The following is a 22,296-nucleotide window of genomic DNA, read 5'->3' as shown; positions in this document are numbered from 1 at the left end:
AACACCGTCGCGCGCGGCGCCGGCTCTTCGTAAGAGCGAGCTGGCTCGCGAACAACCCCCGCTGCGAGGCTGTTCGCTAGATCAAAGGCCACTCACCCCAGCCCTCTCCCGCTTCTCACGCGGGAGAAGGCTGGGGTGATTCCCCCTACAAGAGCAGCAGCCCGGCGGAATACAGGGACCCGCGTTACGCCTTCACTCCCTCCAGCACATCCAGCATCGCCCGCACGTCCACCGCATCCATCTGCTCGGGCCGCAGGAAGCGCTCGCCGTACTCCAGGTACACCCCCTGGATCAGGAACACCCGGAACAGCTCCCCGTCGATATGCTGGTCGCGGGCCATGAAAGCCAGGATCTTCAGCGACTCCGACAGGGTCTTCGGCGCCTTGTAGGGGCGGTCGGCGGCGGTCAGCGCCTCGAAGATATCGGCGATCGCCATGACCCGTTCGGGAATGCTCATCTGCTCCCGCGACAGTTTGCGCGGGTAGCCGGTGCCATCCATCTTCTCATGGTGGTTGGCGGCAATGGTCGGCACCCGGCGCAGGTGACGCGGCAGCGGCAGGGTCGTCAGCATCATCAGCGTCTGGACGATGTGCTCGTTGATCTTGAAGCGCTCTTCCTCGTTGAGCGTGCCGCGCCGTACGCCCAGGTTGTACAGCTCGCCGTGGTTGCTCGCGCAGGGCGGCAGGCGCATGTCGAAGCCCCAGACGTTGCGCGGGTCGTCCTTGTCCACCGGCGGCTTGCGCTCGCCCCAGGGCACGCGGTGCTCGGGTTTGTCCGCGAGCAGGAACTCTTCCACCGGCAAGGTCGGTTCCGGGCGGCCTTCCAGGCGCTCCAGTTCATCGCGGGAAATGCCCAGGCGGTCGTCGAAGTAACGTAGCCAGCGGCGCTCGCCGATGCGTTTCAGGCGCTCGATGTCCTCGTCCTTCATGAACTCGCCGCCGATGTTGGCCTGGGCGACGAAGGCGTAGTCCTCGCGCAAGGCCTCATGCAGCGCGTCCCGCCGCGCCGCCAGCAGGCCGATATCGTTGCCCGCGGCCATGCCGCGCCAGTAATCGAGCTCGATGTCGCGCCAGACCACCTCGAAACGCGTGCGGACCTCGTGCAGGCGGTTGTACAGCGTCTCCAGCTTGGTGGCCTTGTCCACCACGTACTCGGGGCTGGTGATCTTGCCGCAATCGTGCAGCCAGGCGGCGATCTGGAACTCGTAGCGCTCCACATCGCTCATGGTGAAGCTGGCGTACTCGCCGTCGCGGGCGTCGATCACCTTCTGCAGCAGCAGGTCCGCCAGTTGCGGCACGCGTTCGCAGTGGCCGCCGGTGTAGGGGCTCTTGGCGTCGATCGCGTCGGCCAGCAGCTTGATGATGGCGTCCAGCAAACGCTGCTGGGCCTCGATCAACTGACGGGTCTCGATGGCCACCGCGGCGGCGCCGGAAAGCTCCTCGACGAACTGCTTGAACGGTTTGCGCGGTTGGCGGCTGGCGGCGCCCTCCTCGGCCAGTTGCAGGACGAGAATGCCCAGCAGGTCGTCGCTGCGATTGCGCAGCGACACCTCCAGGTACTGCCCGCGGTTGGCCAGCGCCTGATCCACCCGCTCGGCCAGTTGCGCCTCGGTGAAACCCTCGATGAGCATCGACTGCGGGTACTGCTTTCCGTTGACCGCGCAGGCCAGGCGCAGTCGGCAGTCCTGGTCCTCCAGCAGGTACACGGCGCCACCCATGACGCCGGTGGCCTCCACCAGGCGCGAGAGCACGCCGTCGAGCATGCTCTCCAGGCGCGTTTCGCGGCTCAGCGTCAGGGTGATGGCCTGGAAGTTGTGGATGGTGCGCGACATGCTGCCCATCACGCTGCTCAGGTCACGCACTTCGGCGATCTTCGACTCCACCCCCACCGGCCGGGCGAAATCGAACGCCGCCAAGGCGCCCACCTGGTCGGCCAGCGCCGTCAGCGGACGGGCGATGCGCCGCCCCAGGTACCAGCCGATCAGCAGCAGCACCAGCAGCAACGCCCCGCTCCACAGCGCCTGGTTGAACAACAGTTGACGGGCGCCGGCCAGCAGCTCGACGGCCGGGATGGCGATCAGCACACGCACCTCGCTGCTGGTGAAGTTCGACAGCGGCACCCAGATGCCGTACCAACTCTGCCCCCCGACGTCATAGGCCTGGGGCGTGCCTGCCGGTATCGAGGCGACGTTGAGCCGGGTCAGGCTGGGCACGCCCAGCTCATCCAGGGTCGCCAGGCGCAGCTCGTCGCCACGATGGATCATCAGCTTCGAGAGATCCGGATAGGCAATCACCGTGCCCTTGCCATCCACCACCGCCAGCTCCGTGTGGGCCGTCTGGCGCAGGTCACCCATCTCGCCGCCGAGGTCGTTGACCGAGGCGTCCATGCCGATCACCGCCGCGCCATCGACGCTGCGGTGCGCCAGGGTCAGGCCGATCTCGCGGGTGGTGAAGAACACATAGGGCTGGGTCAGCACCGTCTTGCCGGTGTTGAGCGACTCGAGGTACCACGGGCGCTGCCGTGGATCGAACCGGTAGTCCGGCCGCTCCTGCACCCGCAGCAGCCGCAGTTCGCTGTCGTAGAAGCGCCACTCGCCCCGCAGCGTGCTCTGGTCGTCCAGGGTCAGGCTCTGCACCAGGTACTTCGACTGATCCGGCGCCTGCAGGCTGCGGCGTACCTCGGGCACGCGCAGCGCGCGGATCAGCATGAACTCGCCGTTCGGGTATCCGATGTACACCGCGCTCAAGGTGCGGTTGGCGCGCAGGTTCTCGACCAGCATCGGCAAGCGATCCAGGCGCGCCGGCAGGTTGTCGGTCTGCGAAATGGGATCGTGGGTCATCAGCCGCAACGCGCTTTCCGCCGGATCGATCAACCGGCGGATGCGCTCGTTGATGGTCGCCCCCAACTGGCTGGCCGACTCGCCCGCCGCCGCCACCAGCGCCCCTTCCACGCCCCGGTAGCCCTGTATCAGCAACGCCCCCGCCAGCGCCAGCATGCTGAGGATGATGGCCCCGGCCACCAGCAACTGCAGCGGAATGCCTCGTTTGAATGCGTTCATCATCACCAGCCTCTGTCCGTTGAGCCGTAGCGATATCCGCTATCGAGAAGTTCTGTCGCCATGACCGACGACGTGTTGCGTCGAATGATCCTGGCCAGGCTGCCGTCCAGCCACAGCGTCTCGATCAACCGCAGCCATTCGGCGCTCTGCGCCGGGGTGAAGCGCTTGCGCGAGAGCATCAGGTGGTGCGGCGTGGCTGGACCGCTCATGACATCCACCACCCGGAACCGCGCGCGCTCCCGACGATCGGTGACGGCGCCCTCCAGGTTCAGCTCATGGCCGATCACCCCTTCCACATTACCGTTGAGCAGAGCGGTGAAGCGTGTGGCGTCATCGTGGAACTCGACCACCCGTCCCTCGCCCTTGAGGGTGCGCAGCATGGCGTCGATGGAGGGGCCGTGGCGGTAGCCGGCGATCACGCCGATCCGCGCGCCGGGCATGTCGTGGAAATCGTCCAGTGACGACAGCTGGCCCAGCTCGGCCGGCACGATCAGCTTGTTGCGCAGGTAAACGTACGGCAGCAGGTAAGTGAAGGTGCGCCGCTGCGGCGTGGCGACCCCGCTGGTGCCCATCTCCAGGTCGCCACTTTCCAGCATCCGCCAGATATCCTCGCGCGGCCGTACCGTCGCCTCGAACTGGCAGCCGCTGCGCCGCGCCAGCTCGGCGATCAGGTCAAAATCGATGCCACCATCATCGTGGAAGAACACCAGATTGCGGGTATAGGCGACACGGATCGGCGCTTCGCAGCCATAGCGATCGGCGGCCATAGCTACCGCACACAGCCAGGCAGCCGGCAAGACCTGCAGAGTGCGCAGCATGGGGTTGAGTGCCATTGACCCGCTCCGTCCGCGGTGTCGGCCTTAAGAGGAGCACGCCAAATTCGCTCATCTGCGGCAGGAAGAAGTGACTAACACAAAGAGTGTAATCGGCCTTCTCCAAAGCGCCGGTCTATCGCGCGGAGAAATGTCACTTCGTCGGAATACCTCCCGACAGCTCCGAACAATCACCCACAGGCGGTTGCACGCCGCGACCTCGCCTGCTTAACTCTGGCCCAAGCGTGACCAGCGAGTCACGCACTACGTCCAAGAACGCTTCATCGCGGCAGCCGTTCCCCACGCCGCCCCTTCCCTGCCTGGTCAAGAGCCGTCATTCCGCGCTGGAAACAGTGCCGGAACGACACCTTTTGGCGCCGTAATCGATTGAAAATTAAGAAAATATTAACTTTCGCCGTGTGACACGAAGCTGTCACGTCAAGGCGCTTTCCTCTGCCTGGGTACTTTCTTCGCATCCGATCGTGGGTGCGTCCTATGACCTGCGTCTGGAGGAAAACGACATGAGGCCGGAAACCGCCGTCGTCGAGATTCAGCAACACCGGGTACACACGGAGTTCCACGCCAACAGGGAAGCGCGCCAGACCATCATCCTGGTCAACGGCTCGCTGGCGACCACCGCCTCCTTCGCGCAAACGGTGAAATACCTGCAGCCACACTTCAACGTGGTCTGCTACGACCAGCCGTACGCCGGCCAGTCCAAGCCCCACAACGACTGCCGCGAGCCGATCACCAAGGAGTACGAGGCAGCCCTGCTGCTGGAACTGATCGAGCACTACCAGGCCGACGTGGTGATGTCCTTCTCCTGGGGCGGCGTTGCCACGCTGCTGGCCCTGGCCCAGCGCCCGGCACGCATCCAGAAGGCGGTCATCAACTCCTTCTCGCCGCTGCTCAACGCCGCCATGCTCGACTACCTGCACCGCGGGCTGGATTACCTCTCCGCCTGCGACCGTCCCAACGTCGGCAACCTAGTCAACGACACCATCGGCCGCTACCTGCCGCAGTTGTTCAAGCGCTACAACTTCCGCCACGTCAGCAGCCTCGACGAGCACGAATACCAGCAGATGCACTTCCACATCTGCCAAGTGCTCCAGCTCAGCGCGGAAAGCTACATGGAGAACTTCTCGGCCATCGACATCCCGTTGTTGTTCCTCAACGGCGAGCTGGACATCTACACCACCCCGGCCGAAGCGCGTCTGTTCCAGCAACTGATCCGCGATTGCGAGTTTCGCACCATCCGCAACGCCGGCCACTTCATCGACGTGGAACACAAGCAGGCCTGGCAGGAAACCCGGGACCACCTCCTCGCCTTCCTCCAACCCCAGCGCAAGCCCATGCTCACCCCGTCGTACCTGCCCAACAACCAGGGCGTACCGATCGCCGCCATGGTGGGCTGATGCACCCAGCGCAGGACACCGGGGGCCGGACACCACCCACCGTCCCCGGTTTTTCATTGCGCGCGGCACCCCATCCAGTCCGCGCCGCCAGTGCACTTCGCCGACCAAGGCTTCACTAAGCCTCCGCCTTCTGGTAAAAAGGCACCCCCAAGCGGGCGTCGTATAATGGCATTACCTGAGCTTCCCAAGCTCATGACGAGGGTTCGATTCCCTTCGCCCGCTCCAGAATCCCCTGCCAAGCCCCTGAAATGCCTAGCGTTTCGGGGGTTTTGCGTTTTTGGGGGGCGGGAAGGTGTCGAAAAAGTGTCGACGGCCCACCTAACCAGCCAGGGCGATCAGGTTTTAGCCGAGTTCTTTCTGTCAAATATCAAGGGCTTCTTGGCCATCTTCTGTGCAAGCGTCTCAGCTGCACTCAGCCTTCCTTCAAAATCCCGTAGAAGGTTTTTTGCATCCTCTCTAATAACTTCCCCACCCCACAAAGTAATAACAGAAGCTATACCGATCTCCAACTCAAACTCACTAATCTGTGCAATGTGGTGGCCATCCTCCCGCATTTGTTTGATATCTTCAACAGAAAGATCATTCTCCGACGTCTTAAAAATAGAATCGGACAGCACTCCCCCAATCTTAGCGGAGTACATATTATCGGGAAGAGTCCAATTCCCAAAAGACGAAACATAATAGCCCTCATCAGGGCCTACCCGACGATAAAATACACGAAGCGCTCTAAGCCAATCAGGCAAAATCTCGTAACACTCCCTCCCCGATTTAAAGGAAATGAGTTGCTTCAGCAGAGCTATAGGCTCACCCAGATTTTTCAAATCATAAAACTTAGCAAAACGAGCAGAATCAATAACCCTTAAGAAATTTAGGCATTCTTGCCACTGATTCCATTCTTCGGACGCTTCACAATAGAACCGCTCAGCAAACCCATCATCCGACTCTTTGACGAAAGCAGCAGCATAGTACTCAGCGATACTCTTATGCAAAAAAGTAACTTGATCAAAACCTTCTTCAAGCATAAGACATGAGACTTTTACTAAGTCCTTCCTGAAACCATCCTCAGAGCAAGCAGAACCGCTCGTGCATTCCAAAGCATAATTAAACGCTTCACTAAACTCACGAGGCTTAAGAGTCCTGCCATTCCCAAACTGAATACACATGAAGCAAAACGCCTCAAAAAGACTTCTTAGCTTATTCTCGGAAAGCCCTGAATAATGCTGACGAAAGAAAGCCGGCTTCAATTTGTCATGCCGTGTAAAAACAGTATAGAAAAGCTTATCAAAAAACTCCGGAAGCTCCGATGGTATTTGACTCTCCGACTGGTAAACCATAACAACCAGAGTCAACATCAAAGGTGTATTGATTAGCTCGGAAACCTTAGCCGGGCTATCTTTAATGGCCTCTACAATATCAAAAACCCTATCAGACTTAAGGCCCAACTTCCGAAGAAACGGACCATAGTCCGTCTCTCTCAAACTTGAGATATTAACTATCTCAAACGAGCTCAATTTTTGGATCTCATTCCCCGGCCTGGACGAAACGATAATCTGCAACTCCGGAAACCGAACAACAAGCCGATCAATCTCTAACGTGGTCGATTTGATCACATCAGAATCTAGCTCATCAAAGCCATCAAGCAGTAAGACCATCCGACCCGACGAAGCCAAGTAGGAAAAAACCTCCTCATCGACCTTTAAGTCATAGTCAGTCAACGTCTGCGCCAAACCCTGCTCGAGAGATGTTGACTTTGACAACTTTCTCAACTCATAAAACAGCGGAATCCTAGCATTATCTTCCCGTAAAATTTCTTGAACTGCCAAATGCCTCAAAAGAACAGACTTACCTTGACCAATAATCCCCTGAACAACCTTACAACCACCACCAAGATCAGAAATTGAATTTACAGAAACCACACCTCTTGAATCAAACTGCATTTTACTCGCATAGTAAAACTCGCTAAGCGAAATACTCTTCTCCGGACTCCATATAGTTCGCACAGTATCCAGGTCAGACAGGCTCCGCAAAAGCTTGGAGGGGAAACTTTTTGCGTTCCACTTAGAGAGCGACTTCCGAACTCCTTCCTTCGCCCCTCCGTACAAATCCTTAATAATTGGAGCAGCTGCTTTTGTGATTAACGCTGCAGTAGCTATAGTCGCACTCACGATTACCGTCCCTGAGAAGTTAATTTCGGAACACTTTAACCCGAAATTGGATTAAATTTAACAGCTTCACTTAAGTGATCTGCCGAAACATGAGCATAACGCATCGTCATGGAGAGCGAGGCGTGCCCCAGGATATGTTGCAAGGTCACGATGTGCCCGCCGTTCATGATGAAGTGACTGGCAAAGGTATGGCGTAGGACGTGGCTGGCCTGGCCCCTCAGGAGTTTGATCGACGTGGACAACAGCACAATGCGGAACACGCCAAGGCAATTGGTGAACGGCCCATGGATCTGCCAATGCTGACGAATCTCTTTAGCTAACTCTTCCGAGATCGGCACCGAGCGGACACGCTTCGACTTGGTGTTGGCGAAGAGGGTTCTACCCCGTTAGCACGGACACTTTCGCGCGGTCTACGCCGGCGGACTGAGCAAGGGCAGGCAGATCGCCGAAACGGTCGAGTTCGGGAATGGGTACCAGGCCGGTCTGTCCAAGCAATCGCAACACATCACTAGCCTTCTGCAGGACATTGGCACGCTCAATCAGCGAATCCATGTACTGAGGCCTGGTTGCCGCAGTTCATCGCCAGACGCGCCGCGACTTTTTACATTGCAGACGCCTAGAAGGCGTACTCAGCCCCCACGCTCAGGCTGCGCCCATTACCGCTGAGGAAGGTCGGCTGCGAGGAGTCCGCGCGGTTGCGGATCACATAGCTGCTGGCATAGGTCTTGTCCGCCAGGTTGTCACCCTGCACATAGACACTCAGCCCCTCGCGCGTCTTGTAGGCGGCCTTGAGGCCCCACAGCGCATAGGAATCCTGGTAGTTGTCTCGGGTATTGGCATGGTCGGTCGGAGTGTCCTGCGGCAGCCAGCGCAGGTTCGGCCCGATGCTCCACGGCCCGCGTCGGTACAGTAGCTCCGCCGACCACAGCTGGCGCGGCACGCCGGCGATCTGGTTGCCCTGGAATTCACCACCGCGGAAGCGGAAATCACTGAAGGTCCATGCCACCCGATAGGCCAGGTCGCCGCCGATGCTTGCCGCCGTCGGCAGCATACCGTTGATCCCGGCCTCGACGCCGCGGTGGCGGGTACGCGAGCCGTAGTTGTAGGTCCCCACCTTCACCCCGTAGGCGTCGCTGGTGGAGATCAGTTCGTCCTCCACCTCGCTCTGGTACAGGGTGAGGCTCCAGTCGGTGCGGGCGATGCGGCCGGCGCCACCGATCTCGTAGGTGGTAGCACTCTGCACGTCGAGGTCGACCAGCTGCGCCTGGGCCAGTGCCGGCGCGATGGGCGAGACTTCGGCAGAGACGATTTCCCAGAAGGTCGGCGCTTCGTGGCTGCGGCTGATGTTGGCGTACCAGCGCAGGTCCGGGCTCGGCGTCCAGTTCAGGCCGATCTTCGGCGTGGCGAAGTTCCATTCCTGGTCGAGATGGCCGGCGCCATCGCGCGAGTCCGCATCGCGGCTGACATCACTCCACTTCACCTCGGTAACCAGCACCCAGTCCGGCGCCAGGTGCCAGTCCAGCCCCAGCAACAGGTCGAGGTTGGACGCCTCCAGGTCGAAGTTGCCGAAGCGCTGCATGCGGCTGCCGTTCTGCGGGTTGTTGGCGTACAGCTCGCGGGTCATGTCGCTGTAGGCCCAACTGACGCCCAGGCGATAATCGAAGAGGCGCTGCTCGCCTTCGTGCTGCCATTGCGCGCCGAGCGTGTCGCTGTCGGTGAGGGTGTGGCTGAGCGGGTCGGTGAAGTCGTCCCGGGTGTTCTGCCCGTAGACGCCGAAGCTCTGCTGCCAGCCGGCCCCGCTCCACTGGGTGCGGTTGGCTAGCCGCAGCTGCTGGGTGTCGCGGTGCGGGTCGCGCTTGTAGACGTTGAGCAGGCGGTCCTGCGGGGTGTTGCCGTCGCCCAGCACGCTGCGCGGATCGTCCTTCAGGCGCGCCTTGGTGATGACGTTGGGAATCTCGAAGGTCAGGTCGCTGAAGGACAGGTAGCTGCGGTTCTGTACGCCGTTGCCCAGGTCCAGGCCGAAGTTGCTCTGCACCACGGTGCGATGGGAAGCGGAGTGGTGCCGATAGCCGTCGTACTCGTCGTGGCTGACGCTCAGCCGCGCATCGTGGCCGCCTTCATCCAGCCCGGCGGCGGCCTGCAGCCCCTGCCGGCCGAAGCTGCCGGCTTCCAGCCGGACGCGGCCGGCCTCGTCGGCGCCGGTCAGCGAGTTGAACTCCAGCTCGCCGCCCAGACTGGTGGCGCCGGGGCTGCCGGCATTGGCGCCGCGGCGGGCGCTGATCCAGGAAGCATTGCGTGGCTCCAGCAGACCGATAATGAAGGAGCCATCGGCCTCGTTGAGCGGCAGCCCATCCTGCAACAGCAGCACGCCACGGTTGACCGGGTTGCTCTGGATGCCCGAGCCACGGATGTTAAGGCGTGGCTGGTCGGCGCCGCCGAAGAAGTCCTGGATCACCAGGCCCGGCTGGTAGTCCAGGGCATCGCGCAGGGTCGCCAGGCGCGTCTCCTGCTGCGGTTCGGCGAGATTGGTGCCGCCGGGCACGCGGGCCAGGCGTTCGCGTTCGGCCTGCGCCGACACGCTGACCGGCGCGGGGCTTTTCTCGCGGATCTGCATCGGCTCGAGCTCGAGGCGATCTTCCGCCGCCACCGTCAGGGGCAACAGGCCGAGGGCCAGCAGGGGAAATGAGAATTTCGAAGGAAAGCGGCGTTTGGGGTTGAAGCAACGACTCATGACAAGCTCCGTCTGCACGAAATCTGGCTTACCAGCTCAGGTAGAACATGCCCTTGGCCAGCAGCACGATGCCGACCATGTGGCTGAAGACACTCAGGTGAATCCGGCGGAAATACGTCGAGTTCATGCGCCCGCTGTAGAGCAGGAACATGGCGCTGAAGAAGTGCCCGAGTACGCTCAGGGCGAGGAGGATCTTCAGGCTCAGCAAGGTGCCGAAGGAGGACGCCAGCGGGTCCGCCAGCAGCGGCAGGTAGCGCGTCCAGACCATGCCCAGGCCGGCGCTGAACAGCACCAGCAGCACCCAGGGCATCAGCCGCCGCGCACGTTTGCCGATGCCCTGCTCCACCTGGCGCATTACCGCAGCCGGCACGTGCTTGCGCACGCTTTCGAAGATCAGCACCTCGAAGAACACCGTGCCGATGAACATCAGCGCGGCGAACAGGTGCAGGGTCAGCAGGATCGGATAGATCATGGCGCGGGTATCTCCAGGGCCAGCAGGGTCTGATGAAGGACCGCCGCCGCTTGTTCGGCGGTGTGTCCACTGAGGTCGAATGGGCGAAGCGCGCCGTCGTTGACCAGCACGAAGCGCTCGACGAGGCCGACCAGCTCGCCGGGGTGGTGGCTGACGCACAGCAGGGCCGCACCCGAGCTGGCTAACCAGTCGCGGCAGAGATCGAGCAGGGATTCGCGCAGGGCCGGGTCCAGCGCGCTGAATGGCTCGTCGAGCAGCAGCAGGTCCGGCTCGACCGCGAACGCGCGAGCCAGGGCAACACGCTGGGCCATGCCGCCGGACAGCTGATTCGGCCAGGCACCCTCATGCCCGGCGAGGCCGACGCGCTCCAGCCAATGGCTGGCCAGCCGACGCGCCGTTGCACGCTCGTGGCCGATGGCGCGCAGGGGGATTTCCAGGTTCTCCGCAACCCGGCACCAGGGCAGCAGGCGCGGCTCCTGGAAGGCCAGCACGGGATGGCGGAATCCGTTGTCCGCTTGCCCCCGATGGGGCCTCAGCAGGCCGGCCGCCAGGCGCAACAGGCTGCTCTTGCCGGCGCCACTGGGCCCGAGAATGCCAACCCGCTCACCGGGTAGCAGGCGTAGGGAAGCGTCGGCGAGTACGCGCCGTTCGCCCAACAGCAGATCGACTCCGTACCACTCAAGCATGGGCGGCCTCCTGCCAACGGCCCATGCGCCGCTGCAGCGGCTGCAGCAGGAGGAACTCCAGTGCAGCGACCAACAGCAGGATCAGCAGAGTCCAGGCATACAGCCCGGCGCTGTCGAACGTGCTGCGCGCGTTAGCCAGCGCGAAACCGGCTCCACTTTCCGCGCCAAGCACTTCAGCCATCACCACCAGGCGCACGCCGCCGCAGGTGGCGATCAACAGTGCCGCTCCAAGCGGCGCGGTCAGTGAAGGGATGTAGAGCCGCCGCAACTTCTGCCAGGGACTGAAGCGGTAGACCCGCGCCATCTCCAGCAGGCCGCGGTCGACCATCTGCATGCCTTTGACGGTGTTCACGTACATGCCCGGCGCCAGCATGAGAACGCTGATCAGCACCACCATGGCCGAGCCGAGCCCGACCCAGAGCATCGCCAGCACCACGACCACCACCGGCGGCACCGACATCAGCAGCCAGCGCAGCGGCTCCAGCAGGCCACGTACACGAGCGTCCAGCCCGGCCAGCAGGCCCAGGCAGAAGCCCAGCAGGCAACCCAGGCCAACGCCCAGCACGATACGCAGCAGACTGGTTCCGGCTTGAAGACGGAAGTCGGCCTCGAAAGGCAGGCGAGCCATGGCTTGCAGCGTCTGCCAGGGAGTTGCCATGAGCAGCGAGCCCAGGCGCATCGCCAGCAGTTGCCAGCCCACCAGCAACAAGGCGCCACCCAGCACGGCCCAGCGTCGGGAAGTCATTCGGCTCATCTCACGGCCCATAGAAGCTGGCAGGTGGCATGGAGCCACCGATGGCCTGCGGATGGCGTTCGGCGATCAGGCCGAACAGCGCCTCCAGCGGCCCGCGCGCGGCGCTGGCGGCCACACTGTCCAGGCGCGTGACGCGGATGGACTCCTCGACCGCTTCCACCGGCAGGTGCGGCAGGTGCCGATGCACCAGCTCCGCGCAGTCCCGCGGCTGCGTACTGCACCAGCGAGCGGACTTGGCGTAGGCGGCCTCCACGGCGCGTGCCAACTCGCCGTCTTCGGCGCGCTGCGGGCTGCTCATCAGTCCTGCCTGGGGCAGTTCGGGCTGTTGCGGGAAAGCCTGCTTCCAAGCGTTCTCCAGGCTCTGCACGCGGTAGAGCGGCGCCCCGCCCTCGCTGCGGTTGCGCCAGAGCAGCAGGGACACCGCCGGCTCCACCAGCAGGGCGTGATCGGCGCGACCTGCCAGCAGCAGCGCCTGGGCGTCCTGGCCGTCGCGGACCGGGCGCAGCGTCAGGTCCTTGCCCGGCTTCAGGCCATGGCTGAGCAACAGCTCATCGATCAGGATCGCCGGCAGGTCGCGCTGGAAAGGCAGCACCACGTCCTTGCCGGCGAGGTCGGCGAAACCTTTCACCTGTGGGTCGCGGCTCACCAGCCAGATGATTCCCCACACCGAGACGTTGAGCAGCCGCACGGGCTGCCCGCGCCCAGCCATCAGCGCCGGCAGGTTCACCGGAGCGGCGCTGTAGTCGAGTTCGTTCTTGGCCAGCAGCACGCGCAACTGATCGGGGTTCTGCCAGAGGCGGAATTCGACACGCTCGGCGTGATCCGCCAGGGCATTGGTTTCCACCATGTGTAGCAGCGGGAAGCTGACCACCGCGCCGGGGCCACCCAACCGCAACACCTTTTCCCGGGCCATGCCGGCCGGTGACGCCAGACAGGTGCCGGCGACCAGTGCAAGTGAAAGGAAGAGGCGCGGGAGCCTCCGATTGATTGATATGCGAATAAGTCTTATCTTCATTCGCAAATCATTGCAGCCCGCACGCTCATCGCGAATGACAAATGTTAAGTTCGCCCCAGATCCTGGTGAATGCCAGCGATTGCTGGGTGCCCTGCCCCAGTTCGCAGACCTGCCGGAAGCGCTCTTGGCCGGCCTGTGCGAGTCAGCCGCACTGCTCCGCGCCGGGGCCGGCAAGCTGCTGTTCCGCGAGGGCGATCCCGCCGAGCATTTCCTGCTGGTCCGGCATGGTTGCGTGGAAATGCTGCGCTTCACCTGCGATGGCGAGGAGCGCGTCTTCCACCTGTTCCGCGAAGGTCAGTTGATCGCCGAAGCGGCCATGTTCATGCCCCACGGCCGCTACCCGATGAATGCCCGCAGCCAGGGCAGCGGCGAATTCTTCCGACTGGGCCGCAATGCACTGCGCAAGGCCTGCGAGGGCCATCCTCCGCTGGCCATGCGCATGCTGGAGAACCTCAGCCTGCGCCTCTACCGCCAGGTCAACGAGGTCGACTGGCTGACGGCGAGTTCCGCCTCCCAGCGCCTGGCCGCCTATCTGCTCGGCCTGCACCGTCGCCAGGGCGAGTGTCTCAATCTGCCGATCAGCCAGCGCCAGCTCGCCACGCACCTGGGCATTCGTCCTGAATCCCTGAGTCGGCTGCTCTCCGACTGGCAGCACGCGGGGCGCATCCAGGGCCGGCTACGGCAATGGCTGCTTTGCGATCTCACTTACCTGCAGGACCTGGCCAGCCCGGCGGTGCGTTCTTTCTGAGATGGCCGGCCATCGGCCTGCAGCAGGCATCCAGCCTTAACAACAGCGAGTGCTATGCCTGACGTCCGCTTAGGGTGGATTCTGTTGAAAAAGGCGGTTCTGCGGCAGCCAGCCGGCCAGGTGCGCCAGCATTCGAAGTGGCTGCAAGCCACTTCAAGTTGCCTTTCGGCGATTAGCTGAGCGTCCGGGCTCAGGTTTGATGGTTGATTCGAGGGTTTCTGCTCGCCGCAGGCGTACCTACACGGCTATTCCTGATAGCTAAAGTGTAGGCGCTGGTGATTCTGACACTTTGTTCCAGTGATTCTGACCCACCCCGCAACAGCGAGAGGCGGCTACTCCACTCAGCCAGCCATGAATAAAAAAGTTACAAAGTCATGCTGCATCGTATTTATGCGAGCTGCAGGCGAGGCGAGCAAGAAGTTGCACACCCCAGCTCTGTTACTTTCGCGCGTGACATGTCGCTCATAAGCGACTGACCATCATCTCGCTGATGCAAGGATTCGCACATGAGTGGAAAACCCGCCGCCCGCGCCACCGATCCTACAGCCTGCCCAATACCGGGGCATGGCACCAACCCCATAGCCCAAGGTTCTCCTGACGTCGTGTTTGACGGCCTGCCTGCTGCACGACAGGGCGATGCTTCTGCTTGCGGAAGCCCCATAGCGTCAGCTGTTTCAGCGACGGTGTTCATCAACGGCCAGCCCGCTGCCACCCTGGGCAGCATCGGTCGGTGCCCACGGCAACGTGATCATTGGTGGCTCGGGGACCGTCATCATCGGTGATGTATTCACTCCCGCCCCCTTTACGCCAATCACCCCGCTATCCAGCGTCACGGCACCGTATTCCGGGCGCTTCCAGCTCATTGACCAGGAAACCGGTAAGCCCATTGCCGGACGTAGGGTAAAGGTCTGGTCGAGTGGTGGTTGGAGCGCGCTCGATGCCACAGATGCCGAAGGCATGACCTCGTGGATCAACCACGAGGCGTCGGAGTCTATCCAGATCGACCTGATGCAGGGAGGCGAAGCATGAGCGATCAGCCCAGCCTCGCTCAGGGCGGCATGAGCCCCGAAGGCAAGACCAACCCCGTTGGCATCCTGGAGCCCAAGCTCGATCCACAGGACAAGAAGGTGTTGTGCTCGGCGATCTGCTATTGCAGCAGCACACCCAACGTCAGCCAAGATGGCAAGAACCTCAAGCAGGCCTGCGTGGCTCAACGTCTGGGGGAGTTGGACGAAATCCTCCAGGGGCGTAGCCCGTACAAGCCCGAGGTCAGTTACGACATGACCAAGAACCCGCCGCAGCCGATCCTCGACAGCCAGACCGGCAGCAGCCCGCATGGTTGGATTCCGGGCTGGATCAGCAAGTATTGGGATGAAGATCCAGAGCATCCTCCGTTCAAGCCTGGTCGCGGCATGATTCGCCGGCCCGACGTGGTAATCGTCAAGGACCCCAGCAAGCCGCCGACCCAGGACAATATCAAGCAGGTGGTGGAGATGAAGTTTCCACCCGATCAGCGTAATGCGAGGCAGAGTGACGCCTACGGTGCCATCGCCGGCAGTAAAAATAAGGTCGTCGAGATGCAGTCTACCGACTGCGACTGCAGCCAGGAAAATCAGCAGTCCAAGGTACCCGTAGAGGAGCTGGGGTGGGCTACCGCCATCGCTAGTGGCGTGGTGTACTTCCTGACTCGTGGCCGTTCCCCACGCCCCATGATCCCGGCCTATTGATTCGGAGAAACACTCATGGAACCGAAATTCAACCTGGCCGAAGAGCTGGCCAAACACCCCCATCTGCTGGAGATGCCCGGCAACCTGCTGATGAAAGGCGGCCCCGAGGACTATATCGGCGCCGTGCTCTGCCTGCGGGGCACGCTCTATTTCAAGGAAGCCCATACCCCTCTGGTGCGCGAAGCATTATGCCAGTGCTTCGATGAGTTCAAGCGTCAGGCCGAGCCGCACCTCACCTGGCTTTGGCGCGAAGAGCCGCCAGAGGGTAAGCCGCTGACTGCATACAGTGACGCAAAGCCATTGCGTGAAATGTTGTTCAGCATGGATGAGGATTATCCACTGAGCTTCTACTACAGCAGTGGCAAGCAGTCGATTGATGCTCCTGATTGGCACTTTGAAATTTTTGGCCAATCTGCATGGGAAGCGAGGATTGGGCGCGATCTAAGCGTGCTGGAGTTCTCTGTGCCGCTGCTGTACCAGGAGCAGAACCCGCTGAATTTCCTACGCCTATTCCTTGACGTCGCACGTCGACTGGCTCCGGAGCAAGGCTATGCCGGGCACGCTTACAACCTTTCGCCTACCAGCCGAGACAACAACGAGCCCACCGAAACCTTTATGGCCGCACGGATGCCGGGATTGGATGTAGGAACAGCCGGTCTGTTGGCCAATATTCCTGAGTTCAAACCGACCAAGATCAAGACCGTCAGTTGGCTGACCCTACTCGATCACGCACGTCTGGAACTGGCTGGTGGCATGGAGGCACTGCGTGCACAGCTGCCGTCCAGTCATTTCGCCTTCTACGACTACGGCGCCGGTGTGGTGATACAGGCCGGGGCTTACCCGTCAGGGGGGGATGGCGAAGACCCGAAACCGGCTGCTTATGTGTTGCTGAACCACGTGCTCAAAGGCATCCGCTACGAAACCGTAGGTTCGCTGCACGGCGGCTCGCATGACGGCGAATTGCGGCTGGTCGGCTGGTCGGCCGATCAGTGGCTCAAGCGCTTGGATGTGGATGAGAGCGATATCCCTGCCTGGCGTGCCAAACTGCTCAGCAACGAACCGTATCTGGATGCCACGAATACCCTGCCGGGGCGCCTGTAGAACGGCCGTCACAACGCCGTAAACAGGGAGATCAACATGCTGCTGCCGGGTGCCGAAACCCAGAGGATGAACCAGCGCCAATGCCTGGAGCTGCTGGAGGGCGTTGAGGATACACTCCACTTCTTGTTCGCCACGCTGACCTACCTGATTCATGCCGAGAGCCAGCGCCCCCTGCCGGATGCGGAATTGATCGCCTCTTGGGAAGCCTTGCAGCAGGAGGTCTTCGACGTTGAATATGCCCTGCCAGGCGCTGATGTGACGGTCTACCAGCAAGCGTTGCGGACCTACGGCAAGCACAATCGTGAGCTGCGCCCGTTGGTTGACCAGTATATGGCCAAGTAGTTACTCATCCTTTGCCCGTCCTGGAGGCCGCCCGGCCCCAGGACGTTTCCCGCCCCATTTTTCCCGCATTTTCTTTCGGCTCTGCAACCAGCCTTCCGCGCGAATCAGCATCGGCCAGATAAGAATGGGATAGGTGCACAACTGCTGGTTGATCTGTCGATAGAACTGCTGCGCCTTGGGCGATAGGCCTTCCGGGTTATGCAGCAGGCCCAGCAGTGCCTCAACCGCATTCTCATCGTTCAGCATTAGCTGCCCCTCACCGAGCAGCGGCAGCGCGCTGTCCGTCTGCATTCGCCCGCCGCGGAGAGCTGGGAGAATGTTCCACGCATAACTTCCGCCCTGGCAGAGGATGCCTCCAGCACAGCGTGCAGAAGTTGAACGGATCAACTTGTAGCCCGCTGTCCAAACGAACCTGGCTCTGTACCGGCATCCGCAACTGGTTGCACAGGCTGATGAAGTAAGTGACCTCGACGACAGTAGGGAATGTGAATGTCCGCGGCGGCAGGGTGGTGTGCGAGTGAATCACCTCGACGGCGATGCGCAGCTCAGTCAGCAGCGGATCGTTCGACTTCCCCATGAGGAAGCCCAGCTCCGCGCAAATCATCCAGATGCCATTCCAGGTTGCCCTGCGCTCCTTGTGCAGCAGGTGCCAGTGATCTGGATCGAGCAGCGGCATGAGGTATTGCCGGATCAGGCGCAACGCCAGTGCTTGTGTTACGGCCACGTCATGCACGTGCAGCCGAATGGCCCATACCGAGCCGGCTCGTGCAACAACAAGTAGATGTGCGGGCCACCGAGCAAGTAGTGGAGGTCTACCACAACCACCTGCGTGTCAGCAGTCACTCCAGGCAGACTACGCCAGGGATCAGCATCCTGTCCGAGCATCGGCCACCCAATCACCAGCATTACAGTGACAGCGATCCGGCAATGGAGGAAGCACTCTATGAGACGACCATCCTACGCCAGTTCGCCGGCCTGAAGCTGGAACGCATCCGCGACGAAACCACCCTCCTCGACTTCCGCCATTTGCTGGAGAAACACGAGTTGGCGGCGGGGATTCTGGCGGTGATCAATGGCTATCCGGGTGACCGGGGCCTGTCACTGCGCCAGGGCGCTATCGTCGATGCGACGCCGATCCATGCGCCCAGCTCGACCAAGAATCAGGACGGCAAACGCGACCCGGAGATGCACCCAACCCGGAAGGGCAACCAATATTACTTCGGCGCGAAAGCGCACATTGGTGCCGACGATGAATCGGGCCTGGTGCACAGCGTGGTGGTCATGGCGGCGAATGTTGCGGACGTCACTCAGGTCGACAAGTTGCTGCACGGCGAGGAGAACGTGGTGTGTGCCGATGCCGGCTGTATCGGGGTCGAAAAGCGCCCTGAACATGAAGGGCGCCCAGTCATCTGGCAGATCGCGGCTCGGCGCAGCACCTACAAGAAGCATGGCAAGTGCAGTGTCTTGTACAAGACGATCCGTAAAATCGAGAAAGCCAAGACTCAGGTACGGGCGAAGGTCGAGCACCCGTTCCGCGTGATCAAGCGGCAGTTCGGCTACACCAAGGTGCGCTTTCGCGGATTGGCCAAGAATGCCGCACAGATGGTGACGCTGTTCGCCCTGTCGAATCTGTGGATGGCCCGCCGACATTTGCCGGCCAGCGCAGGAGCGGTGCGCCTGTAGTGCGAGAAACGGCCGCCGAGAGTCGCTCGGCGGTCAAGAAACCGGGAGCGCTCGGGCGATTTGCCCTGTTTTGGAACGATCGGCCACCTTCAAAAATTGGCAGACACCGAAGCTAGCCGAAAATACCGGGCTATTTCAGACCCTCCCTGAGGGCCGACGAACTTCCCCTGCTCGAGTGCCGGAGGTGCCTGTCATGGCACTCCGGCGCTCCTTGCCCGACTTGACTTGAGGCGGTCAGTCGCTATCGGGCAGCTGGAGCTGGCGGAACCGATTCGGCACAGCTCCTTGAGCGCCATCCAGAGTCTCGTCCCAGGGCAGAGGGGGAACGAAAAGTTCTACAAGATAGTCGATGAAAGTCCGCACTTTCGTCGACACATGGTGGGTCGGCGGATAGATGGCAGAGATCGTGTACGGCGGTTGCCGATACCCCGTAAGAACTGGAACGAGAAGGCCTTTGCGCAACCCCTCGGCGGCCAGGAAAATGGGTAACGACGCGATCCCGAGCCCGGCGATCGCCATATCTCTCAGCGCACCACCGTTGTTGATGACGATCCGACTACGGGTCGAGACGCTGATTGGCGAGCCTCCCCCGGCTTGAGACTCGAATTGCCAGAGCCTGTTGGCGTGGACATAGGCATAGTCGATGCACTGGTGGTCGGCGAGCTCGGCGACGGTTCGAGGCTGACCGTTGGATTCAATGTACGAAGGGCTGCAAACCACCACCCTCGGGCACTCGCAGAGCGTTCGGGCGCGCAGGCTGGAATCGCGCAGATGACTGATTCGAATGCCGACATCGTAGCCCCCCTGGACGAGATCGACCGAGCGGTCTTCGTAGTCGACGGCGAGCTCCAGGTTGGGATGACGTCGGGCAAACTCGGCAATGACCGGCCCCAGATACATGTCGCCGAACGACATGGGCGTGGTGATGCGCAGTTGTCCCCGCAAGGAGCTCTCGCGTTTGGCCGACAGGCTCTCCGCAGTCAGGTTGATCTCATGGATCAGCGGTACCATGCGCTCGTAGAAAGCATCCCCACTCTCGGTCGGTTTGAGCTGACGCGTGGAGCGCTGGAACAGCTCCACGCCCAATGCCGACTCCAGGTCGCTGATACGTTTGCTGATCACTGACTTGGAGAGATTCATCCGGTCGGCGGCGGCGGTAATGCTGCCGGACTCCATCACCCGGATGAACGTGAGTATGTCTTCAAAACGCCACTTCATTGTTCACCCATGACGAACCTGGCCTCCGATCATGCCGGCCTCCTCATTCAATTCTGGCAGATGCAAACCGCTCTCCAGCCTGAACTGGACAATCCTCACTCCCGCAGCTCCCCGCGCACATCCGCACGGGCCAACCTGCAGGAGGTTCAGGCGATGCGGGTCAACCGATGCAGGAAAGTGATGCTCTCGACGTTGGTCGCCCCATGTGCATTGAAATGCTGGATGTGCGGGCCGTGGTTGTGATGCCTCAGTTGGGCGTCGGCCGACGTCCACTGTTCGACAAAAACGAAATACCCGGGATCCTCGTCATTCACGAACAGTTCATAGCGTAGGTTGCCCTCCTCCTTGCGAGTAGGTTCGACCAGCGCGATGAGGTCCTTTTCCAGTTCCCGCTCCTTGCCCTTCTTGGCCCGCAGGCCAACGACGATGTGCAGATCCGACATGATGGCTCCCAGTATCCAGCCAGGCCGTGGCGACGAAGAAAATGGGCGTGCTCGATCCGGCCGGCGCTTTCGTATTGCCACATGGCGGCGCCGGCCGGACGACGATCACTCGCTACGATCGTAGGAGAACTGCAAGCCGGCGGTACCGCCGGTCTCGATGAACAGGTCGACGAAGGCCGGCACCGTCTCGCTGCGTTTCCAGTCACGCTGAAGCTCGCAGAACAGTTGCGCGACGCTGATCATCTTGCCGCCGGCCTGTTCGATACGGCGCAACGCAGCGTCATGCGCAGCGACGGAGGTACCGCCGACCGCATCGACGGGCACGTAGACCTCGTAGCCCGCGGCCAGCGCATCGAGCGCAGGAAAGGTCAGGCAAGCTTCAGTCCAGAGCGCGGTCATGATCAGTTTCTTACGACCGGTGGCTTCGACGGCCTGGCGGAACTCGACGTCCTCCCAGGAGTTGATGCTGGTGCGATCAACAGTGGGGACGCCCTTCAGCGCTTTCTGAATCTGCGGCACCGGTGGCTTGTTCAGGCCAGTCTGCACATTGACGGTGGAATGCACGATCGGCAGACCATAGGCAACGGCGGCCTTGGCACAACCGACGATATTGTTCAGGAGCAGCTGGCGATCCATGGAGGCGATCGAGTTCACCTGAACGGGCTGGTAGTCGATGATGATGAAAGCGGAATTCTTGGGAGTCAGGAGTTGGTCCTTGACCTGATCGCGGATTGGTTCGCTTGCCATGAGTATGTCCTTCCAATGAGTGGGAACGGCAACCTGTTTCTCACCCCGAACGTCTTCGGAGGTGGTCCAGAAAAAGTAGTGAAACTCTCCGGCTACGATAAGAGCGCTTGCCGCGAACCCCGCGTTCTGCCCAGCAGAACAATGAGCCTGAACTCACCAGCGGAATACAGGGTCGAAGAGCCCGCTCCAGGGAGGTATCGGGGTGGTACCGTTCTCTAGTCGTTGGGCAGCAGCACCTGCTTCGCTCGCCGGCCACCACTGACGACTGCCTCGAAAGCCTCCACGCCCCTGTCCAGCGCCCATGAATCGAAGGCCGGCGGATTGAGCTGGCCCTGTGCAAAACCGTCCCGGAGCTTGTCCAGAATGTTCGCTACTTCCTCGCCGCCCAGCTTCATCGAGTCGATACCGATGAGCCGCTTTAACCCATGGTAGAAGTCGACGAGGTTGAACTCGACGCGTGGGTTGCCGGCGCTCGCGATGGCGACCTGACGCCCGCCACACCCGAGCGACTTGAGGGCGGGCTCGAACATCGGCCCGCCAACAGTATCGAGTACCACATCCACGCCTTTGCTTGCCGTAAGACGCCGGACTTCATCGGTAAGGTCATGGGTTCGGGTATCGATCCGCAGGTCGGTATCGGACACCGTGTCGCTACGCACCGCTCCGATCACCGTCGCGCCCCGCCAGCGGGCAATCTGCGTCGCGGCCTGGCCGACGGCCCCCGCGGCACCGATGATCAGCACGGTTTCGCTCGCCTGCAGCCTTGCCGCGTCAACCAGTGCCATCCACGAGACGATATAGGGAATGCCGACGCAGGCGGCCTCCTCCATCGACAACTGATGGGGCTTCTCGGAGAGCCAGCGGAGCGGGATCGCCAGATACTCGGCATGGCTGCCATCGCGGTTAACCCCGAAGCCGGCGCCGCTGCCCCAAACCGCCTTGCCGTTCCATTGTGCACCGCCGCCCTCGACCACCACGCCGGCGAAGTCGCGGCCGGGCACGCGCGGCAGCGGAGTCTGGAAAGCCCCGGCGATATTCTTCACGTCGCTCGGGTTGATGGCCGACGCCCTGACTTCAACCAGGACTTCGCCGGGGCGCAGTTGCGGACGCGGGACTTGGGCGATGCCCAGCACCGAAGGCGGACCGTATGTCTCGAACCGCAGGGCTTTCATGACCAGA

20 protein-coding genes, 1 tRNA gene and 3 pseudogenes are annotated in these 22,296 nt (G+C 61.7%); 8 read left to right on the top strand and 16 right to left on the bottom strand.

All coding sequences use genetic code 11. The features are described from left to right. Nucleotides 1–184 precede the first annotated feature (184 nt). Nucleotides 185–3,058, bottom strand: a complete 2,874-nt coding sequence (locus H681_RS06505) for an HD domain-containing phosphohydrolase (RefSeq protein ID WP_041712467.1) — start codon at nucleotides 3,056–3,058, stop codon at nucleotides 185–187. Nucleotides 3,059–3,060: 2 nt separating this feature from the next. Beyond that, nucleotides 3,061–3,891, bottom strand: coding sequence for a substrate-binding periplasmic protein (locus H681_RS06500; RefSeq protein WP_015476047.1), 831 nt, complete (start codon nucleotides 3,889–3,891; stop codon nucleotides 3,061–3,063). A 500-nt stretch (nucleotides 3,892–4,391) separates the two neighbouring features. Here H681_RS06500 and H681_RS06495 point away from each other — a divergent pair, with 500 nt between their 5' ends. Both H681_RS06495 and H681_RS06490 read left to right on the top strand, forming a co-directional pair. Further along, nucleotides 4,392–5,285 carry an alpha/beta fold hydrolase gene (locus tag H681_RS06495; protein WP_015476046.1) on the top strand — a complete coding sequence of 298 codons (894 nt, stop codon included), beginning with the start codon at nucleotides 4,392–4,394 and terminating at the stop codon, nucleotides 5,283–5,285. 151 nt (nucleotides 5,286–5,436) lie between these two features. After that, nucleotides 5,437–5,510, top strand: a tRNA-Gly gene (locus tag H681_RS06490). A 110-nt stretch (nucleotides 5,511–5,620) separates the two neighbouring features. On the opposite strand, the gene H681_RS06485 is transcribed toward H681_RS06490, so the two are convergent. The 8 genes and pseudogenes from H681_RS06485 to H681_RS06460 all read right to left on the bottom strand — a co-directional run bounded on the left by H681_RS06485 (nucleotide 5,621) and on the right by H681_RS06460 (nucleotide 13,006). Beyond that, entirely contained in the window at nucleotides 5,621–7,450 is a 1,830-nt protein-coding gene (locus H681_RS06485) for an NACHT domain-containing protein (protein ID WP_157883308.1), read from the bottom strand. Between the two features lie 35 nt (nucleotides 7,451–7,485). Further along, a pseudogene (locus H681_RS25690) lies at nucleotides 7,486–7,836 on the bottom strand (tyrosine-type recombinase/integrase); the annotation flags it as partial. After that, nucleotides 7,829–8,002, bottom strand: coding sequence for a hypothetical protein (locus H681_RS26340; RefSeq protein ID WP_157883307.1), 174 nt, complete (start codon nucleotides 8,000–8,002; stop codon nucleotides 7,829–7,831). The pseudogene H681_RS25690 and the gene H681_RS26340, both read right to left, overlap by 8 nt. Before the next feature lie 64 nt (nucleotides 8,003–8,066). Continuing rightward, nucleotides 8,067–10,181: a TonB-dependent receptor family protein gene (locus tag H681_RS06480; RefSeq protein ID WP_015476043.1), complete on the bottom strand. Its 2,115-nt coding sequence runs from the start codon at nucleotides 10,179–10,181 to the stop codon at nucleotides 8,067–8,069. Nucleotides 10,182–10,209: 28 nt separating this feature from the next. Then, nucleotides 10,210–10,653: a CopD family copper resistance protein gene (locus H681_RS06475; protein WP_015476042.1), complete on the bottom strand. Its 444-nt coding sequence runs from the start codon at nucleotides 10,651–10,653 to the stop codon at nucleotides 10,210–10,212. Next, nucleotides 10,650–11,339 (bottom strand): ATP-binding cassette domain-containing protein, encoded by a 690-nt coding sequence (locus tag H681_RS06470; protein WP_015476041.1) that lies wholly within the window; start codon nucleotides 11,337–11,339, stop codon nucleotides 10,650–10,652. The genes H681_RS06475 and H681_RS06470 overlap by 4 nt, the downstream gene beginning before the upstream one ends. Then, nucleotides 11,332–12,084 (bottom strand): ABC transporter permease, encoded by a 753-nt coding sequence (locus tag H681_RS06465; protein ID WP_015476040.1) that lies wholly within the window; start codon nucleotides 12,082–12,084, stop codon nucleotides 11,332–11,334. Before H681_RS06465 ends, H681_RS06470 begins: the two co-directional genes overlap by 8 nt. A gap of 10 nt (nucleotides 12,085–12,094) precedes the next feature. After that, a complete protein-coding gene (locus H681_RS06460) occupies nucleotides 12,095–13,006 on the bottom strand; it encodes an ABC transporter substrate-binding protein (RefSeq protein WP_080636206.1) in 912 nt (303 codons plus the stop codon). Nucleotides 13,007–13,232: 226 nt separating this feature from the next. Here H681_RS06460 and H681_RS06455 point away from each other — a divergent pair, with 226 nt between their 5' ends. From H681_RS06455 to H681_RS06435, 5 genes and pseudogenes are all read left to right on the top strand, one after another. Then, on the top strand, nucleotides 13,233–13,856 hold the full coding sequence (locus tag H681_RS06455) for a Crp/Fnr family transcriptional regulator (RefSeq protein ID WP_236620509.1): 624 nt from the start codon (nucleotides 13,233–13,235) through the stop codon (nucleotides 13,854–13,856). A gap of 506 nt (nucleotides 13,857–14,362) precedes the next feature. Beyond that, a pseudogene (locus H681_RS06450) lies at nucleotides 14,363–14,885 on the top strand (PAAR domain-containing protein). Then, nucleotides 14,882–15,583 carry a VRR-NUC domain-containing protein gene (locus H681_RS06445; RefSeq protein WP_015476037.1) on the top strand — a complete coding sequence of 234 codons (702 nt, stop codon included), beginning with the start codon at nucleotides 14,882–14,884 and terminating at the stop codon, nucleotides 15,581–15,583. Before H681_RS06450 ends, H681_RS06445 begins: the two are co-directional and overlap by 4 nt. Nucleotides 15,584–15,598: 15 nt before the next feature. Beyond that, a complete protein-coding gene (locus H681_RS06440) occupies nucleotides 15,599–16,684 on the top strand; it encodes a DUF3396 domain-containing protein (protein ID WP_015476036.1) in 1,086 nt (361 codons plus the stop codon). A 36-nt stretch (nucleotides 16,685–16,720) separates the two neighbouring features. After that, nucleotides 16,721–17,026: a hypothetical protein gene (locus H681_RS06435; RefSeq protein WP_015476035.1), complete on the top strand. Its 306-nt coding sequence runs from the start codon at nucleotides 16,721–16,723 to the stop codon at nucleotides 17,024–17,026. Here the strand turns inward: H681_RS06435 and H681_RS06430 are convergent, their stop codons facing one another. Next, a complete protein-coding gene (locus H681_RS06430) occupies nucleotides 17,027–17,317 on the bottom strand; it encodes a hypothetical protein (protein WP_041711782.1) in 291 nt (96 codons plus the stop codon). Further along, nucleotides 17,283–17,750: a hypothetical protein gene (locus tag H681_RS06425; protein WP_157883305.1), complete on the bottom strand. Its 468-nt coding sequence runs from the start codon at nucleotides 17,748–17,750 to the stop codon at nucleotides 17,283–17,285. Before H681_RS06425 ends, H681_RS06430 begins: the two co-directional genes overlap by 35 nt. A gap of 191 nt (nucleotides 17,751–17,941) precedes the next feature. Between H681_RS06425 and H681_RS06420 the strand changes: the two are divergent. Beyond that, nucleotides 17,942–18,709 (top strand): annotated as a pseudogene (locus tag H681_RS06420) (IS5 family transposase); the annotation flags it as partial. Between the two features lie 234 nt (nucleotides 18,710–18,943). Here H681_RS06420 and H681_RS06415 read toward each other — a convergent pair. The 4 genes from H681_RS06415 to H681_RS06400 all read right to left on the bottom strand — a co-directional run bounded on the left by H681_RS06415 (nucleotide 18,944) and on the right by H681_RS06400 (nucleotide 22,289). Further along, nucleotides 18,944–19,927 carry a LysR family transcriptional regulator gene (locus tag H681_RS06415; RefSeq protein WP_015476032.1) on the bottom strand — a complete coding sequence of 328 codons (984 nt, stop codon included), beginning with the start codon at nucleotides 19,925–19,927 and terminating at the stop codon, nucleotides 18,944–18,946. A 146-nt stretch (nucleotides 19,928–20,073) separates the two neighbouring features. Next, nucleotides 20,074–20,370, bottom strand: coding sequence for a putative quinol monooxygenase (locus H681_RS06410; protein ID WP_015476031.1), 297 nt, complete (start codon nucleotides 20,368–20,370; stop codon nucleotides 20,074–20,076). Between the two features lie 105 nt (nucleotides 20,371–20,475). Continuing rightward, nucleotides 20,476–21,117, bottom strand: a complete 642-nt coding sequence (locus H681_RS06405; protein WP_015476030.1) for a hydrolase — start codon at nucleotides 21,115–21,117, stop codon at nucleotides 20,476–20,478. A 215-nt stretch (nucleotides 21,118–21,332) separates the two neighbouring features. Next, a complete protein-coding gene (locus H681_RS06400; RefSeq protein WP_015476029.1) occupies nucleotides 21,333–22,289 on the bottom strand; it encodes a quinone oxidoreductase family protein in 957 nt (318 codons plus the stop codon). Between the last annotated feature and the right edge of the window lie 7 nt (nucleotides 22,290–22,296).

Source organism: Pseudomonas sp. ATCC 13867, assembly GCF_000349845.1.
Taxonomy (GTDB): Bacteria; Pseudomonadota; Gammaproteobacteria; order Pseudomonadales; family Pseudomonadaceae; genus Pseudomonas.
Note: the sequence above shows the minus strand (reverse complement) of the source record. Positions and strands in the feature narration are given on the sequence as shown.